Origin of the sequence: Pseudomonas baetica, assembly GCF_051216495.1 — a bacterium.
Lineage (GTDB): Bacteria > Pseudomonadota > Gammaproteobacteria > Pseudomonadales > Pseudomonadaceae > Aquipseudomonas > Aquipseudomonas baetica_B.
Genome location: NZ_JBPKAM010000119.1, coordinates 1 through 16367, shown reverse-complemented (window position 1 = coordinate 16367; position 16367 = coordinate 1). Strand labels below are relative to the sequence as shown.

Annotated in this window: 14 protein-coding genes; 6 read left to right on the top strand and 8 right to left on the bottom strand. The window is 57.4% G+C overall.

Going from position 1 to position 16367, the window contains the following annotated elements:
- Nucleotides 1–106: 106 nt before the first annotated feature.
- The 3 genes from ACSFE6_RS27380 to ACSFE6_RS27370 form a co-directional block, all read right to left on the bottom strand.
- On the bottom strand, nucleotides 107–253 hold the full coding sequence (locus ACSFE6_RS27380; protein ID WP_435430523.1) for a hypothetical protein: 147 nt from the start codon (nucleotides 251–253) through the stop codon (nucleotides 107–109).
- 68 nt (nucleotides 254–321) lie between these two features.
- The gene (locus ACSFE6_RS27375) at nucleotides 322–633 is read right to left on the bottom strand and encodes an AzlD domain-containing protein (RefSeq protein ID WP_178076748.1); all 312 of its coding nucleotides are present in this window, start codon (nucleotides 631–633) and stop codon (nucleotides 322–324) included.
- Nucleotides 633–1331: an AzlC family ABC transporter permease gene (locus ACSFE6_RS27370; protein ID WP_433740203.1), complete on the bottom strand. Its 699-nt coding sequence runs from the start codon at nucleotides 1329–1331 to the stop codon at nucleotides 633–635. The genes ACSFE6_RS27375 and ACSFE6_RS27370 overlap by 1 nt, the downstream gene beginning before the upstream one ends.
- Before the next feature lie 143 nt (nucleotides 1332–1474).
- On the opposite strand from ACSFE6_RS27370, the gene ACSFE6_RS27365 reads away from it, so the two are divergent.
- On the top strand, nucleotides 1475–1834 hold the full coding sequence (locus ACSFE6_RS27365; RefSeq protein ID WP_435430522.1) for a DUF2784 domain-containing protein: 360 nt from the start codon (nucleotides 1475–1477) through the stop codon (nucleotides 1832–1834).
- Between the two features lie 28 nt (nucleotides 1835–1862).
- Complete coding sequence (locus ACSFE6_RS27360; protein ID WP_435430521.1) at nucleotides 1863–2780, top strand: LysR family transcriptional regulator; 918 nt, start codon at nucleotides 1863–1865, stop codon at nucleotides 2778–2780.
- A 140-nt stretch (nucleotides 2781–2920) separates the two neighbouring features.
- Here the strand turns inward: ACSFE6_RS27360 and ACSFE6_RS27355 are convergent, their stop codons facing one another.
- Together ACSFE6_RS27355 and ACSFE6_RS27350 are read right to left on the bottom strand one after the other, a co-directional pair.
- Entirely contained in the window at nucleotides 2921–3643 is a 723-nt protein-coding gene (locus ACSFE6_RS27355; protein WP_435430520.1) for a hypothetical protein, read from the bottom strand.
- 159 nt (nucleotides 3644–3802) lie between these two features.
- Nucleotides 3803–4918: a DUF2235 domain-containing protein gene (locus tag ACSFE6_RS27350; RefSeq protein WP_435430519.1), complete on the bottom strand. Its 1116-nt coding sequence runs from the start codon at nucleotides 4916–4918 to the stop codon at nucleotides 3803–3805.
- 228 nt (nucleotides 4919–5146) lie between these two features.
- Here ACSFE6_RS27350 and ACSFE6_RS27345 point away from each other — a divergent pair, with 228 nt between their 5' ends.
- Nucleotides 5147–6664, top strand: a complete 1518-nt coding sequence (locus ACSFE6_RS27345) for a hypothetical protein (RefSeq protein WP_435430518.1) — start codon at nucleotides 5147–5149, stop codon at nucleotides 6662–6664.
- Nucleotides 6665–6778: 114 nt separating this feature from the next.
- On the opposite strand, the gene ACSFE6_RS27340 is transcribed toward ACSFE6_RS27345, so the two are convergent.
- Entirely contained in the window at nucleotides 6779–7165 is a 387-nt protein-coding gene (locus ACSFE6_RS27340; protein ID WP_435430517.1) for a hypothetical protein, read from the bottom strand.
- A 291-nt stretch (nucleotides 7166–7456) separates the two neighbouring features.
- Between ACSFE6_RS27340 and ACSFE6_RS27335 the strand changes: the two genes are divergently transcribed.
- Nucleotides 7457–11017, top strand: coding sequence for a S8 family serine peptidase (locus tag ACSFE6_RS27335; protein ID WP_435430516.1), 3561 nt, complete (start codon nucleotides 7457–7459; stop codon nucleotides 11015–11017).
- A gap of 7 nt (nucleotides 11018–11024) precedes the next feature.
- Nucleotides 11025–12338, top strand: a complete 1314-nt coding sequence (locus ACSFE6_RS27330; protein ID WP_435430515.1) for a hypothetical protein — start codon at nucleotides 11025–11027, stop codon at nucleotides 12336–12338.
- A gap of 93 nt (nucleotides 12339–12431) precedes the next feature.
- Here ACSFE6_RS27330 and ACSFE6_RS27325 read toward each other — a convergent pair whose 3' ends face one another.
- Both ACSFE6_RS27325 and ACSFE6_RS27320 read right to left on the bottom strand, forming a co-directional pair.
- Nucleotides 12432–13985, bottom strand: coding sequence for a sensor domain-containing diguanylate cyclase (locus tag ACSFE6_RS27325; RefSeq protein WP_435430514.1), 1554 nt, complete (start codon nucleotides 13983–13985; stop codon nucleotides 12432–12434).
- Between the two features lie 159 nt (nucleotides 13986–14144).
- A complete protein-coding gene (locus ACSFE6_RS27320) occupies nucleotides 14145–14672 on the bottom strand; it encodes a DUF3087 domain-containing protein (RefSeq protein WP_435430513.1) in 528 nt (175 codons plus the stop codon).
- A 226-nt stretch (nucleotides 14673–14898) separates the two neighbouring features.
- On the opposite strand from ACSFE6_RS27320, the gene ppnN reads away from it, so the two are divergent.
- On the top strand, nucleotides 14899–16272 hold the full coding sequence (ppnN, locus tag ACSFE6_RS27315; RefSeq protein ID WP_435430512.1) for a nucleotide 5'-monophosphate nucleosidase PpnN: 1374 nt from the start codon (nucleotides 14899–14901) through the stop codon (nucleotides 16270–16272).
- Nucleotides 16273–16367 lie beyond the last annotated feature (95 nt).

Here is a 16367-nt window from a genome sequence, read left to right as displayed (position 1 = left end):
CGCGAAAGCGTTGGGTCAAGCAACTCATCGTCGACTGACGCACTGCCTTCGCGAGCAGGCTCGCTCCCACAAAAAACAACGCCTTGCTCAATGCTTCAACGGCAACTCAGAACTTGCGGTCAGGCTCCGACAGTTCTGTACCATCATCAGGATGTTTCCAGTCCGGCACCGAACGTTTCTGCTGCTCAATCTCTTCTTCCGAGGGTTCATCCTCGACTTCTTCCGGCTCTGGACGTTTGGGTTCGTTGGCCATGTTCACCTCTCTTCCTGAAGGGATCGTTCATCCATTCTTAAGCGTAGAACACTTTCCCGCGCCCCGAATTACAGCCACCAGCGCAGCAAAAAGAAAAACCCCATGCTCAACAACATGCTGAGCAAGGTATTGCGCGTGTACAGCACCAGCCCAACCGCCACCAGCGAACTGATCAGGTACGGGTTGTCCCATTGCAGGTTCAACTGCTTTTCGGGCATGAACACGATGGGCCCACAGATCGCGGTCAACATGCCCGGCACCGCAAAACCGAGGAACTGCCGGGCATTGCTGCTCAGGCGCACCGGCAACCTCGGTTCCAGAAAGACATAGCGATTGAGAAACACCAACACGCCCATGCCGACAATCACCGCCCAGACCATCATGTGCGTGCTCCCTGGAATTTGTTGCAGATAAATCCGGCGGTCATCCCCGCCAACCCCGACAGCACCAGCGCCGAACCCCATTGCCAATAGCTGAACAACACCGAACAGAACAGCGACACCGCGACACAGACCACGGTGGGCACATTGCGCACCACCGGGGTGATCAGGGCGATGAAGGTGGCGGCGATGGAGAAGTCCAGGCCCAGGTGTTCAAGACCCGGAATGCTGCTACCGAGCACGATCCCGGCCAGGGTGAAGAGGTTCCAGGCGATGTAGAACGTCAGGCCCACGCCCAAGGCATACCAGCGGTCAAATTGTTGCTTGTCGTGCTGGCTGGTCAGGGCGAACAACTCATCGGTGAGCAGAAAACCCAGGCCCAGGCGCCAGCGCCCGGGCAATGGCGAGATCACCGAACGCATGCTCATCCCGTAGAGCAAATGCTGGGACGTCAACAATAACGTGGTGAGCAGGATCGAAAAGATCCCCGCCCCGCCCTTGAGCATGCCGATGGCGACCAACTGCGCGGCGCCGGCAAACACGATGCTCGACAGGCCCTGGCCTTGCAGGGGCGTAAGGTTGGCTTCGATGGCCATGGAACCGGCCAGCAAACCCCAGGGCGCAGTCGCCAGGGACAGCGGCATGATCGCCGCGGCGCCACGCAGGAACGCACTGCGCGGCAAGTGTGAGTTGGACATAACGCTCTACAACCAAGGGAAAGACCTGTGACTGTGCCAGCACTCGCGTGCCGATGGCTTGAACAATCTTGCGCACATTGCCGTTCATCGCCAGCTCGCGCGAGTACCATGGAACCATTCGCCTGAGACCTGCGGGAGTCGACATGCTCTATCGGATCGCCGCTGACGGCTTGGTGCTGTTTCACCTGGCGTTCATTCTGTTCGTGCTGCTCGGTGGGTTGCTGGTGCTGAAATGGCGCCACATGATGTGGTGGCACCTGCCTGCCGTCGCCTGGGGTGTAACCGTGGAATTATTCCACTGGCCCTGCCCGCTGACGCACTGGGAAAACCTGATGCGCCATGCTGCCGGACAAAGCGGCTACGGCGACGGATTCATCGAACATTATGTGTGGCCGATCATTTATCCGGCCGGCCTGACACCGGCCATTCAACTGTGGCTGGGCGCATTGGTGTTGGTGATCAACCTGGTGGTCTATCTTCGAGTGATCAGGGCGATCTTTTGATCCTCATTTCCCACCAAGGATTGAAACCATGCTGTCGACTGACGATCTGGCGCTGCTGGAGGCCATCCGCGAAACCGGCAGCCTGTCACGGGCGGCAGCGCGACTCGGCAAGGCACCGTCCACGGTGTCCTATTCCGCTCGGCAGCTGGAAGAGCGTTTCGATGCCTTGTTGTTCGATCGTCGCCGCTATCGCCTGCAACTGACCCCCGCCGGCGAGTTGCTGGTCAATGAGGCGTCGCGACTGATGGAGGACGTCTCGCGCCTGACGCAACGGGTGCAACAAGTGGCCAATGGCTGGGAGAGCCGGTTGTGGATCGTCACCGACGAGTTGCTGGAATTCGACACCTTGATTCCGGTGATCCGCGAATTCGATGCACTGCAATCCGGCGTGCCGCTGCGCATCACCCATGAAGTGCTTAAAGGCGTGTGGGAGGCGCTGCGCGAGGGCCGCGCGGACCTGATCATCGGTGCCACCAACGAACCTCCGGCCATCGCGAACCTGCGCTGGATGCAACTGGGGGAAATGGAGTGGGTGTTCGCCGTCTCGCCTAAACACGCACTGGCCAAGGCCAACGAGCCAATTACCAGGACGATGGTGACGCAGCACCGGGCGATCGTCGTGGCCGACTCGTCCAGAACCACCGAAGGTCGGACCTACGGTGTCTCACGCGGGCAATCGGTACTGGCAGTGCCGACCATGCGCGCGAAAATCCTCGCCCAGTGCGACGGCCTGGGGGTCGGCTGGTTGCCCAGGCATCGGGTCAGTTCGTTGCTGAAGAACGGCACGCTGATTGAAAAACAGATGGCAGACCCACGCGAACCGAACGTCCTGTACGCCGGTTGGCGCGGCGATCAGGATGGCCGCGCCTTGAACTGGTGGCTGGAAAAACTCCAGCAATCGTACCTCGCCAACCGACTGGTGCAAGGCAGTGACGAGTTTGAGTGATCAGGTCCCGGATCGTATGGCAGCGCTTTTCAATATCCAGCAAATACAAGAGATGTCACGGCAGCTAGAACTGCCAAACCTCAAGCCAGCCAGGTCATCTGCCGTACCTTTTGAGGCCCGCGTTTCTTGCTGCTCGTTTATTAAACGGTAAAAACAAAATCTACAATCGCACGCTCTGCAAACTTGCCCACATAGATTTCACTCAAGAACGGCAAGAGAGGATCATTGGGGTTCTCCTGCCTGGTTTTACCGGTAGCGACTATCCGATAGATCTTGCCGGTTTCCAGGGTTCGTCCACCATAGGCCGGCAAACGCATAGCATCGGCAAGGAACACCCCTCTAAAGCGCTGCCACACGTTCGATTGCCCACCGACGACACCGGCAATCGGTGGCTGGGGTGGCGAGCCGATGACTTGGGCCGGGTCTGCAATCTCATCGATGTGAATTCTGACTTCCCCCACTGCCTTGACTCGAACTATCCGCACCGATACCCATGCCTTGCCCGCCGCTGGCGCAGGTTTTTCTTGCAGGGGTTCAGCGGGGGGGCGCAACCCCAACGTTTTGAACAGTTGGTAGATGGCGGCGCTACCTCCAGCCAGAACGCAGGCGGAGAGGAATAATGATAAATAGCCTGGATTGCTTACACCACCTGCCAGGATGATGATTTTATTGAATATGTCATAGTCAAACTGCAAGACAACGGCATAGCCAAAGACAATCATCACCAGTGTCTTGAATGCACGCCCATTAAAAAACTCAAGATAAAGACGCCATTGGAACAGTGTTGAAAGTGCCGACTCCATCAAAGTCGCCACCACAAACACACCGACCAGGAGTGGCAGTAATACAACTGTATCGTTCATGTGAACGCTACCCTTCCGACAGACTTTGGTTAATCGGTTAAAAATCAACTAACAACTTTTGACTGATGCAAGACCCTGAGATTAGTTGAGTCTTCGCGCGCCTGATGATGCACACACTTATATTTTTTCAGAATTAAGCGTATTACCGATCTGAAAACATCACGGTAGACCGGCAACGCTTCGGTCATCAGCTACCACCGTGTATTTATCCGGCAAGTTAGATGGATCGTATGAGGGCAGCCCCTTCAAACGTTGTTCAAGTGAGGTGTGGACCAAGGCGTCAGACGCAATAAATCGCGACTTGGGGCTTCGCAAGGGTGTCATCTGCCCGATCTTCAGAACGCGCCTGGACCTTTCTCGGTCCCACACCAGTCTTGGTACCCACTCGGCGATTTTCCAGCTAGCAGTCATGGAGTCATGCATCGGTGCACAGGCATCCCGAACACTGCCACTGATCATCTCTTTCCTGACTTTGCTCAGGTCAACCTGCAAACCCGCGCCTATCGCCTCCCCCAGCATCCAGCGGAACGCCCCCAGAGCCAATTGAGCCTGGTCGGCCGCATACCCTCCTCCAACATCCGAATGAACCCCGGGGAACCAGACTTGCCTGACATCCGTTCGCAGTGCGTCATCGGCCCAAAGATTCTGGCGAAAAAAACACCGTTTTTCGTCCAGTGACATTGCGTGACGTACGATCTCCACATTTCGGTTATCGGCCGTGAAAGGAATGCTCACGGGATCGTAGACCCAGCCAACGGACTTGACCGTGTCGAACAACCCCAGGAAGTGCACATTGACTCGCCGGCTGAACGTGGACTGGAAACGCCCCTGCAGTTTGAAGTCGGGCTTTTTTTCCTTCCCGCTGCGCGCCATGAGTATCGACCAGGCATACTCAAAAAGATGCGTTTGATGGCGTGGCACGACACCCACTGCCCGAATCACCGCTGCTAGCGCTCTGGCCGCGTAGGCCCCGCGAGAAAATCCAAAAATATAAAGTTCATCTTCTTCTGTCAGGTTTTCGGCAATAAAGCGATAGGCGCCTTCAATGGTGCGCTTGATGCCCCATCCAAAGGCCAGTCCGAAAACCCGCGATGGTACTTTTTGCCATTCGAAGAGTGTCTCCTTCAAACCAAAGGTACCCACGCCCTGATCGTAATAGGTCAACACCTTTGCGGGATCGTCCGACAGGGAGCGAACCAATCTAATGATATTGGTAGGGCAGTGACTGAAACGATTCCCTGTTCCATCCAGACAGATCACTAATTGTCGTGCCATCGGACTCTCCATTAAACCGTTAGATGTTGCGGCATTGGTAATCAGAGCGCAGTGGCACATCTGGGATGTGTCGCTACGATTAATAAAACCTGATCGCCACATAGAATAGATAGAACTGCGCCACCCGGATCGCCAGGCCAAACAAAAAACAATTCAGTGAACTTGAGCCAACAGGCGTTGCTGTTAAGTCGTCAGCACTCGCATCCACCCTCGATGAGGTACTGACAGATGAATCCTCACTTGCGGCGTCTTGAAGACCCGACAATACCCAGCCTGCAACGCGCCTATGCCCGTCTCGATCACATCGAAGCCACTGAAGCCTCGAAAGTTCTGCTTGTTGCTTTCGACCTCGTCGATGCGCAGTGGCTCGATGCTCAAGGCCAGCAGGACCCACTTATGGATTTAGAACACCCTTGGCGCTGCGAATTGGCCTGGGCGTACCGGAAAAAACAAAAAAACCATCCAAATGCCCATAACCCTTTTGAGTCCATGCCGACCTATCGACTCGAACTTGAGATGCCCATTGGTACTAATTTGTTCGAAGCCGGCGCACTTCCTAATCCACGCGAAAGATCGACCTTCCCCGCATTGACCGGTGCATTGGAAAGCAGCTGGTTTGAGTTCGAGGTCCTGCCCCATCGCCAGGTCGGATACGAGCGGGCGAAACTCTATAACAGCCTGTTCACAAATCCTGTACCGGTTTATGTACAGGGCAAGCTGCCGTCGTCCAGAAAAAACAAATCCCTGTCAGGGATCTTTTCTCTCAATCAGTTACCCACCTTGTCGACAGCTGAATTCGAAGCAATGCTCTCCCACAAAAATGCCGATTATCTTGCGGTCTATGATGTCGGACAGGGCAATGCCAATGCGATCATGTCGATGTCGAGAGTCGCTGAACCCGGTGTTCCAACGCTCTACTATGACCTGGGTGCGGGGGTTTACAGAAACCAGAGCACGACGCCCTTTCCATTGTCGTTCTGCTTTACCGATGAACCACCCATTGTGTTATCTCACTGGGATGCCGATCACTGGGCTGGCGCCTACGCCGTGCAAATCAACGGCCACCACCCCGCACTGAAGCGCACCTGGATTGCCCCTCTTCAAGACGTCAGCCCTCTGCATGTGGCTTTTGCCTACGACGTTATTGCAAATGGCGGGAAAATTCTCATCTACAGTGCTTCCGTGGGAACCATTGGCGTCGCGGCGTTACGAAATGGCAAGCAAATCCGATTCACATTGGGCAAAGGACCCGACCGTAACGACAGCGGCATTGTCCTCGCAGTAGAGGCCGTCAACCATCCTTCACCCAGAAGTTGGTTACTGACCGGCGATTGCGACTATCGGTACTTCGTAAGCGAACTGACGCCATTGCCACCGGTGGCGATGGTTGTGCCGCATCATGGCGCCGACCTTGACCCGAGAACGCCCGTTCCCAAACCTCCTGCCGGCGCCAGGTACAAACGGTTGCTTTACTCCTTCGGCCCCGATAACAGTCATGGCGCAACCAAAACCCGGCACCCCACATCACTGGGTATGTCCATACACAACAGCGTGGACTGGGACCATCAACTCTGGGATCTGCTATTTCCTGGAGAATGCCTGCCCCGCGGTGATGTCCTGGCAACATGCGAACACACGCCAGGCACCTATCGAAGTGGAGCCCTGGCCGGCTGGGATGGCCCTCCTCTTACACACGACGCACCGTGCGGTGGAGGTCAGTGCAAAACACCACTGGATCAGGATTAGCCTGCCGTTGAAAGGAGAGCGGTCATTCGAAGGTGATGAACAGCAACATCGCCTTCGAGTCCTGGTGCTAAGGGGCCAATCGTCACGACTGCCGGCGTAAAGCGAATCGGGTACTCATCGAATACGGGTTACCTCAAGTCGCAGCTTGCCAAAGTTGTTGAAGTAGAACCCCGGCGCGTCATTCGCACAGCAAAACAATCGGCCATTGCCCTGTGCTTCTACCTCACCGCTGCGACCCATGACAAACGCAGTACCCTCCTTGTTCGCTATGACCCCGAGCAGGCAAAACCAAAGCGCATCAGGCAAAACGCGTCGAGACTCGAAATGCCGTTGTGGCCAACCCTTGGTCGGGTACCCATCCGCATCTGTTCGGATGACAAGATCCCACCATGTCCCATCAGCAGTAAAACGGTACAGGCCACCTTCAATCAGATCGATCCTGGTGTCGTTCCAAGGGACTCGGGCATAGATGGTTGCGTGAGAGATTTGTCCGACTTCCATGCTACGTCTCCTTGTGGTCGCCCAAGGCAGGTTTCACATCAGGCTAGATCAGATTCGATGAATGGCAGCCTGTTGGCAGACCGCTATGTCAACGCCGAAAGTGACAGGCCCTTTCGTCGTCCAGGCAACATTCCAGACAATCGGCACCCCACGCACCGGCAGTAATGCCAAAAGCGCGTCTACGCTGAAAAGTGCGATCGCGCGGTGCTAACGGCTTGTCGCGTGCGATTGTGGATGCGGCTTCAGCTGTGCCGCAAAGGACTGTATTGCAGCGTAGCGGAGCCTCCGCCCATGCCTAGCGTCCAACGGTTTCTCGTCAAAATGCTGCCCGCGCCGAATAGCGCAAAGTTATCCGTGGCCGGCAGACAACTTAATATCATCCCCCTGTACGAATGCGATTCGCAGGCACAACCGGGAGTGGCTGCGCAGCCCGTATGGCATCTGGTCGAACCCACTACCCCCCTCGACACCGTCAATCCGTGGGACGTCTGTCACGCATTCGTCTCTGATGGTGTGGGTCTGGATGGGGGGCCGCATCCCGAATTCGCAGAGCCCGATTTTGCGCAATCCTGGATTTCCGGTTCACGGGAGGATCAGGCTATAGCGCTGGCCGCCTCATGCGCACCTGATTCTCAGGATACGAAGTACCCCACGGAAAATGACGACTTCTGGTATCAGGACCTTAAGCACGGTCAGTTCGATGCTCTGCTGAATCAGGTTGGAAATGTATCGCCAGCCAAGGCGGTGCGCGTTGCGCATTTGGACACTGGATATGATCGCCAGCACCAGAGTCGACCCGTCAATCTGGAACGCGATCTGGAGCGGAATTTTGTCGATGAAAGCCGTCCCGGTGATGCCTCTGACGACTCCTCCGGCCTGGTGAACAATCTTGGGCATGGCACTGCCACGCTCAGCATACTCGCCGGAAATCCGCTACCAGGAATGAACCGCCTCGGCGCCGCCCCTTTCGTGAAGGTAGTCCCCATCCGGGTGGCTAACCGGGTTGAGCTGTTCTACAACAGCGCGATCGTCAATGCGCTTCGCTATGTTCGAGACCTTTGCAAAAACCCCGATACGGCCGTTCAGGTTGTGACGATGAGTTTGGGCGGATTGCCCAGTCAGCTGTGGGCCGAAGAGGTCAACGCCCTCTATGAAGAAGGTGTCGTGCTGGTCACGGCAGCAGGCAACAACTTTGGTAATGCGCCCACTCACAACATTGTCTATCCGGCTAGATTCAATCGGGTCATTGCAGCGTGTGGCGTGATGGCAAACCACAAACCTTATGCTGATCTTCCTGTCACCCTCATGGCCGGCAATTATGGACCGGGCAGCAAAATGCGTACGGCCATGGCTGCGTATACGCCGAACATCCCGCGAGCGAAATTCGGATGCTCCAGCACAGTTGACTTCAATGGCGGCGGTACCTCTTCTGCAACCCCACAGATAGCAGCCGCGGCCGCCATCTGGATTCAAAAGAACCGGGCGAAGTGGAACGCTTACCCGGAAAAATGGATGCGGGTGGAGGCTGTACGCACGGCCTTGTTCATAACGGCAGTCAACACCGAACATGCCAGGCTGGGACACGGGGAACTTCGAGCACTCGATGCCTTTATGGTCTCCGCTCCCACCGTCGACGCCCTGCAAGATAGAAAGGAAAAGGTCGACTCCGTCTCGTTCCCGTTTCTTCGGGTCCTGACTGGACTTGGCATGGCGCAATTTGGTACCGCACAACAACGCATGCTGGAGCTGGAGGCCTTGCAGCTTTCCCAGTCAGCCGCGATCGAGGCGATCCTGCCGGATCCGGATGTCGACCCGGACACCCTCAGCCTGGCTCATCGCGTTGCTCTGGCCCAAGCACTGTCTCAGCACCCCAGGGCCTCCAAAGCGCTTCGGCGAGCCCTGCAACTGGACCAATCCAACAGACCGTCAGGCCCCGATCAAACGACATCATCACACACAGCGACAACCCCGATTGCCGGTTTGGGCGATCATCACCTTCAACATGCATTGCTGCCCGTGCCCCCCACCCCGGTAGCCCGCAGACTACGCGTGTATGCCTACGATCCTTCGTTGGGACGTACGCTGGAAACGGTGGGCATCAATGAAACGACAATCCAGATACCTTGGGAGAATGATCTGCAACCAGGGCCAGTCGGTGAATACCTGGAAGTCGTGGATGTCGATCCCGCCAGCGGCTGCAGCTACGCTCCGGTGGATCTGAATGATCCCCGTCTTTTGGCCACCGACGGCTTGCAGCCCTCCGAAGCGAACCCACAGTTCCACCAGCAAATGGCCTATGCCGTTGCCATGAAGACCATCCGTTACTTCGAGAGCGCTTTAGGTCGCGTTGCACTTTGGGCGCCCCGTTTCGTCGGCAAGAAATCGGACTACGTGCAGCGCCTGCGCATCTACCCGCATGCCTTGCGAGAGGCTAACGCCTACTACAGCCCTCAACGCAAAGCACTCTTGCTGGGCTACTTCAGCTCATCCGACGGAAACAGTGGCGTGGCCAGCGAGTACATTTTCAGTGCGCTCTCCCACGACATCGTCGCCCATGAAACGACCCATGCGTTGCTCGATGGCCTGCATCGGCGCTTCATCGAACCCACCAATCCGGACGTGCTGGCCTTCCACGAAGGGTTCGCCGATATCGTTGCCCTTTTCCAGCATTTCACCCTGCGCGATTCTCTTCGGGAATTGCTTGCGCATTCGCGTGGAGATCTGAGCCAACAATCGATGCTGGCTTGGCTGGCTGTCCAATTCGGCCAGGCTACTGGTCATTACAAGGCATTGAGGGACGCAATCGGCACCGGGGGAGTGAACGCTGACAGCCAACCAACCTGGAAACGTCGTGTGCCGACATCGAAGGATTATCAGAGCCAGAGTGAAGCCCATGATCGAGGAGCGGTGCTCGTTTCGGCGGTATTCGATGCGTTCCTGCAGGTTTATACCAGACGAGCTCAGGTGCCTATCCGGCTTGCCACCCACGGCTCGGAAGTTCTGCCCCAAGGCGCACTCCAGGCCGATCTCGTCGATGCCCTGACCCATGTAGCCAGCACCGTGGCCAGGCACATTCTCTCGATATGCATCCGAGCCCTGGACTACTGCCCTCCGGTCGACATCACCTTCGGTGATTTCCTGAGAGCGTTGATAACCGCCGATCACGATCTGGTGCCGTCGGACCCCTATGGCTACCGGGTTGCGTTTTCTTCCGCGTTCATGGCCCGCGGAATCTACCCCGAAGGATTGCGCAGTTACTCAGTCGACACATTGCGCTGGGAGCCGCCCCTGGAACCGCTGAGTACACTGCATAAACTGTTGCCGAAATTGAGTCTTCAATGGACGCTTCAGACAAGCCGCGAATCGGCATGGCGCACATCGCAGGACAATGCCAGGGAGTTCCATCGCTGGTTGATGAATCCGAAGCAGGTCAGCGACTCCGAACTGGCGGCACTCGGACTGTATCGCCATGCAGACCCTAAATATCGTCTTCGGATCGGCGACAACGTTGTCATCTGCGATATGCGCCGAATTGAGGTCCATTCGGTGCGGCCACTGCGACGTGTAGGTCCGGATGGGCAACTGCTGTCACAGTTGGTGGTTGAGTTGACCCAGTCCCTTCACGCACAGGACGGCAGTGGCAATGTGTTCCGCGGCGGCGTCACGCTGGTCATCGACCTGGCCACCTGGCAGGTGACCTATGTCGTGCGCAAACGCATCAATCAGCCGGCACGCCTTGCGCGCCAGCAACAGTTCCAGGCAGAGCGCGCTCAATCCATGCAGGACAAGTACCGCGGACTTCGGGCTATGGCGAGCGAACCGTTCGCTCTCATACACCGAAGCGGCGACTGAGGTGACCATGAACACTAAGCAGTGTCGTGCCACGGTGCGGATATACCGTCATGGACTGGGTGACTGCCACTTGGTGACGTTGCACGCCGACGGGGGAGCCACCTACCGAATCCTGATCGATTGCGGCGTCATCATTGGTACCGCGAATGCCACGAAAATGATGACGGATGTCATGGAGGATGTTCTGACGGAAAGTGGTGGCAACATTGATCTGCTGGTGGCCACTCACAAACACTGGGACCACCTCTCTGGTTTCGTGCAAGCCAAGGATGCTTTTGCAAAGTTGAACGTCGGCGAAGTCTGGATGGCCTGGACGGAGGACCCTGACGATGAAAAAGCGCGCGAGCTGAGAAAGGACAACGATGAAGCACTCGCTATGCTGCAGTCTGCGGCCATGCGCCTGCAGATGGACGCCCCGGATAGCGAACACCCCCTGATGGAGCTGCTGGGTTTCTTCGGTGCTTCAGCACGGATAACCACTCAGTCTGCACTGGATGCGGTACGCAACAAGACGGCGAACGTGAAGTACTGGAATCCGGAAACCGATCCCCCTCACGACCTGCCGAACGTTGGCGCAAAGATCTATGTACTTGGCCCGCCACGCGAAGAAGACAAGCTCAGAAACATGAACGGGCCCAAAAGTCCCGGCAGCAAGACCACCTACAAGTTGGCCTTGGAGGCCTTTAATCAATACCTCACACCCGCAATCAACGAAGACGAATCACAGCTACCTTTTGCCCGCCCCTACAACATTCCCGCCCAGGTTGCCCAGTCGGTACCTTTTTTTCAGGCGCGTTACTGGAATCAGGAAGACTGGCGGCGCATCGAAGATGCCTGGCTGGACGATGCTACCGGCCTCGCCCTCCAACTCGATAACGTCGTCAACAATACGAGCCTGGTGATGGCCATCGAACTGAATGAGGGTGAAGTCCTGCTCTTTGCAGCCGATGCGCAGGTGGGCAACTGGCTTTCCTGGAAGGATCGCAAATGGACTGACCCGGAAGGTACACAAGTCACCGGGCCGGACCTGCTGCGCCGCACCATTTTCTACAAAGTGGGGCACCACGGCAGCTCCAACGCCACCGCCCGCGAATACGGGCTTGAGTTGATGGAGAATCTGCAGGTAGCCATTGTCCCGGTGGACCATGCCATGGCGCTGAAGCGTAAATGGGGAGATATTCCCTTCAAAACATTGATGGACGCTTTGGAGGAAGCCACGAAGTCGCGTGGATTTACCCTTCGGACAGATCAACCGCCGAGCAATACCTCATTGACGAAAGGCCTGCGCAGTACCGCCCTCTATTTCGAGATTGATTTCTGAGCTTCAGTCCAAATCACCGCATCGCACGATCGCCTGGAGTTTCTTGGTGAATGGGTCTTCGCACAGAGATGCGTATCGACCTGACGTCGCCGGTCAATTGGCAATGACGCTCATGTTGCGCCCGCTGGTCTTGGCCACATACAGCGCCTTGTCGGCAGCACCGATCAGGTCCTCGATGCGGGCTTGCTGCGCCGGATCGTAACCGCACACACCGACACTGACGGTGACCATCCCTTCCGGACTGTCACTGTGCGCAAAACCCGCTTCCTGCACCGCCCGGCGAACTTTTTCCGCCACCAGAAACGCCCCTACATAGTCGGTGCCGGGCAGCACCACGGAAAACTCTTCGCCACCAAAACGCGCCGCCAGGTCACCGGGGCGCTTGATGTGGTCGATGATGATGACGGCGATATTGCGCAGACACTGATCCCCGGCCAGATGGCCATAGCGATCATTGAACGCCTTGAAATGATCGACATCGATCATCAGCAGCGCGAGACCCGTCTGGTTGCGCCGGGCCCGGCCCGTTTCCGACTGGATGAACAGATCGAACTGACGCCGGTTGGCCAGCCCGGTGAGCGCGTCCTCGAGCGCCAGCAATTCCAGGTTGCGATTGAGCTCCAGGAGTTTTTCCTGGGACCCGAGCAACTCGACCTGGATGCGGTTCTGTTGATTCATCAACTTGATCAGGCGATAACCGAGCACGCCGAGGAAGCTGAGCAACAGCGCCACGATCACGGCGCTGAGCATCGATTCCTTGCGCCAGCCGGACAGCACTTCGTCCTTGTTCAGCGCGGCAAAGACAATCAAGGGATAGTCTTCGACGCGTCGATAACCCACCACCCGCTCGACCCCATCGATGGTCGACTTGAGCATCGCCGTCCCTGCGCTGGCGTTGGGCAACAATTGGGTGAACAGCGGGCTCTTGGCCAGGCTGGTGCCGATATCCGCTTCATTGAACGGTCGGCGCACAATGATGCTGGCATTGTCGGCGATCAGGTTGATCACGCCGTTCGTGCCCATGTCGATGCTGTCGTAGAGCTGCAGGAAATGACTCAGATAAAGCGTCGCCAGCGCCACGCCGGCAAAACTGCCATCGGGGTGATTGATGCGCCGCGACACCGTCATGATCCATTCTTCACTGGAACGGCTCTTGATCGCCGGGCCGATATGCGGCCCGCGGTCGGGATGATCGCGGTGGTAGATAAAATATTCACGGTCGGAATTATTGGCGCCCCCCACCTGCACGCCGTTGGAGTTGGCAATCCATCGTCCAGTCTGGTCGTACACGAACAGGCCGTGGAGCTGACTCAGTTCGCTGCGCTGGGCGCTGAGCAAGCGTTGCAAACGATTGAGCCGGCCTCCTTCAATGCCGTCGTTTTCCAGGCGATCGACCAGGCTGAACAGCAGTGTATCCGCCTGCTTGATCGAAGCCTGCGCCTGTGAGGCCAGGGTCTGCGCAAGGTTGGACATTGCCACTTCCTTGTCATGCAGATGGTACTGACGCGAACTCCAGACTTCCCAGCCGACGATCAGCGTCATCGACAGACACACCGCAACCAGCAACATGACTGCCGAACGGACCTTGATCCTGGCGACGCCAGGCCGGTTCTCCTCGATTCGGTCGTAGATGGACGGATGCCCCATGACGCTTCCTCCTCCTTGATGGTTGGGCTTGCCCCCTGCAGGAGCGAGCTCGCTCGCGAAAAACTCAAGGCCACCGAGGGCATCTGGATTCACGCGTTATCGTTCACGACCATCGCGAGCGAGCTCGCTCCTACAGTTGATGCGCTACAGCAGACAAGACTAGACGGATGTTCGTTTCATCGCTTCCAGCCACGCAGGATCCAGTCGCGTCTGTTCGGCGTCGATACCCATTGCTTGCATCCGCGCTTCGTGCTGTTCCATTTCCCGACGCAATTGACCATGGTCACTGGAGTTCCCGTCCAATTGATGCATTTGGTTCAACCCCAGGTGGTAAAAGCGCAACAACTTCATGGCCGTCGGATCGCCCGCCTCTACCGCCGCCGTGACGTGGTGCATCACATTGGTGACACTCATCAGGCTGCGCTTGAGCTGCCAGCTGTAGACCGCCGGCGCCATCCACGCCTGGGTCCAGAACACCTTGCGCATCAGCGCTACCATCACCAGCACCGCGGCGAACACGCCGCCGATGTTGAAGCGCAGATTGTCCCCGCCAGGCTCGCCGAACAAGGTCACTGCCGCGGTGGACAGCATCATCGCCAGCACCAGGAACGTCAGCGCAATAATCAGCGTGCTGCGCCGTGTCTGTTGCCGATAGGTTTCGGCGTTCATCGGCTGAATCTCGAACATGACCTCGGGTTTCCTTGGCTTCAATGATAAAAAGTCTCGCGGGCGCACAAAAAGCGCGGGCCATTATCGCCTCTGCGAGGGATTTAGCTATGCTGGGGCTCCTTTTCATCTTTTCATCGTCAAATGGGGACATGGCGAGACCACGCATTCAGTGCCATCTTCTTTTGTGGATACACACTATTCGGATGCCGTTCTTTGGCAGTGGCATCGTTTTAAGGATCTTTGAATGACCCAACGACAAGTAATCAACGCCTCGGTCAGCCCGAAAGGCAGCCTGGAAACACTCTCCCAACGGGAAGTCCAGCAACTGAGCGAAGCCGGATCCGGCAGCACCTACGACATCTTCCGCCAATGCGCCCTGGCCATCCTCAACACCGGCGCCCACGTCGATAACGCCAAAACCATCCTCGAAGCCTACAAGGACTTCGAGATCCGCATTCACCAACAAGACCGTGGCGTACGCCTGGAACTGCTGAACGCCCCGGCCGACGCCTTCGTCGACGGCGAGATGATCGCCAGCACCCGTGAAATGCTGTTCAGCGCCCTGCGTGACATCGTCTACACCGAAAACGAACTCGACAGCCAACGTATCGACCTGAGCACCTCCCAGGGCATCAGCGATTACGTGTTCCACCTGCTGCGCAACGCTCGCACCCTGCGCCCCGGCGTCGAGCCGAAGATCGTGGTGTGCTGGGGTGGCCACTCGATCAACACCGAAGAATACAAATACACCAAGAAAGTCGGCCATGAACTGGGCCTGCGCAGCCTCGATGTCTGCACCGGCTGCGGCCCCGGCGTGATGAAAGGCCCGATGAAAGGCGCCACCATCGCCCACGCCAAACAGCGCATCCATGGCGGGCGCTACCTCGGCCTGACAGAACCTGGGATCATCGCTGCCGAGGCACCGAACCCGATCGTCAACGAACTGGTGATCCTGCCGGACATCGAAAAGCGCCTGGAAGCCTTCGTCCGCGTCGGTCACGGCATCATCATTTTCCCGGGCGGCGCCGGCACGGCCGAGGAGTTTCTGTACCTGCTCGGCATCCTGATGCACCCAGGCAACGAAGGCCTACCCTTCCCGGTCATCCTCACCGGCCCGAAACACGCGGCACCCTACCTGGAGCAACTCGACGCCTTCGTCGGCGCCACCCTGGGCGAAGAAGCCAAAAAGCACTACCAGATCATCATCGACGATCCGGCGGAAGTCGCCCGGCAGATGACCGCCGGCCTCAAGGCAGTGAAGCAGTTCCGCCGCGAGCGCAACGACGCGTTCCACTTCAACTGGCTGCTGAAAATCGACGAAGGCTTCCAGCGCCCGTTCGACCCGACCCACGAAAACATGGCCAACCTGAAACTCAGCCGTGACCTGCCACCTCATGAGCTGGCCGCCAACCTGCGCCGAGCGTTTTCTGGCATCGTTGCCGGCAACGTCAAGGACAAGGGCATCCGCCTGATCGAAAAACACGGGCCGTACCAGATCCGTGGAGATGCGGCGGTGATGCAGCCACTGGATCAATTGCTCAAGGCCTTCGTCGCCCAGCACCGGATGAAGTTGCCTGGCGGCGCGGCGTATGTGCCGTGTTATCAGGTGGTGGCCTGATAGTTTGTTACCTCTGTAGGAGCGGGGGGGGGAGGGGGGGGGGGTCAGCAAAAGAACGGGAGAACCGCGGCAAAAGTAGGGTTGTTGGTTGTTTT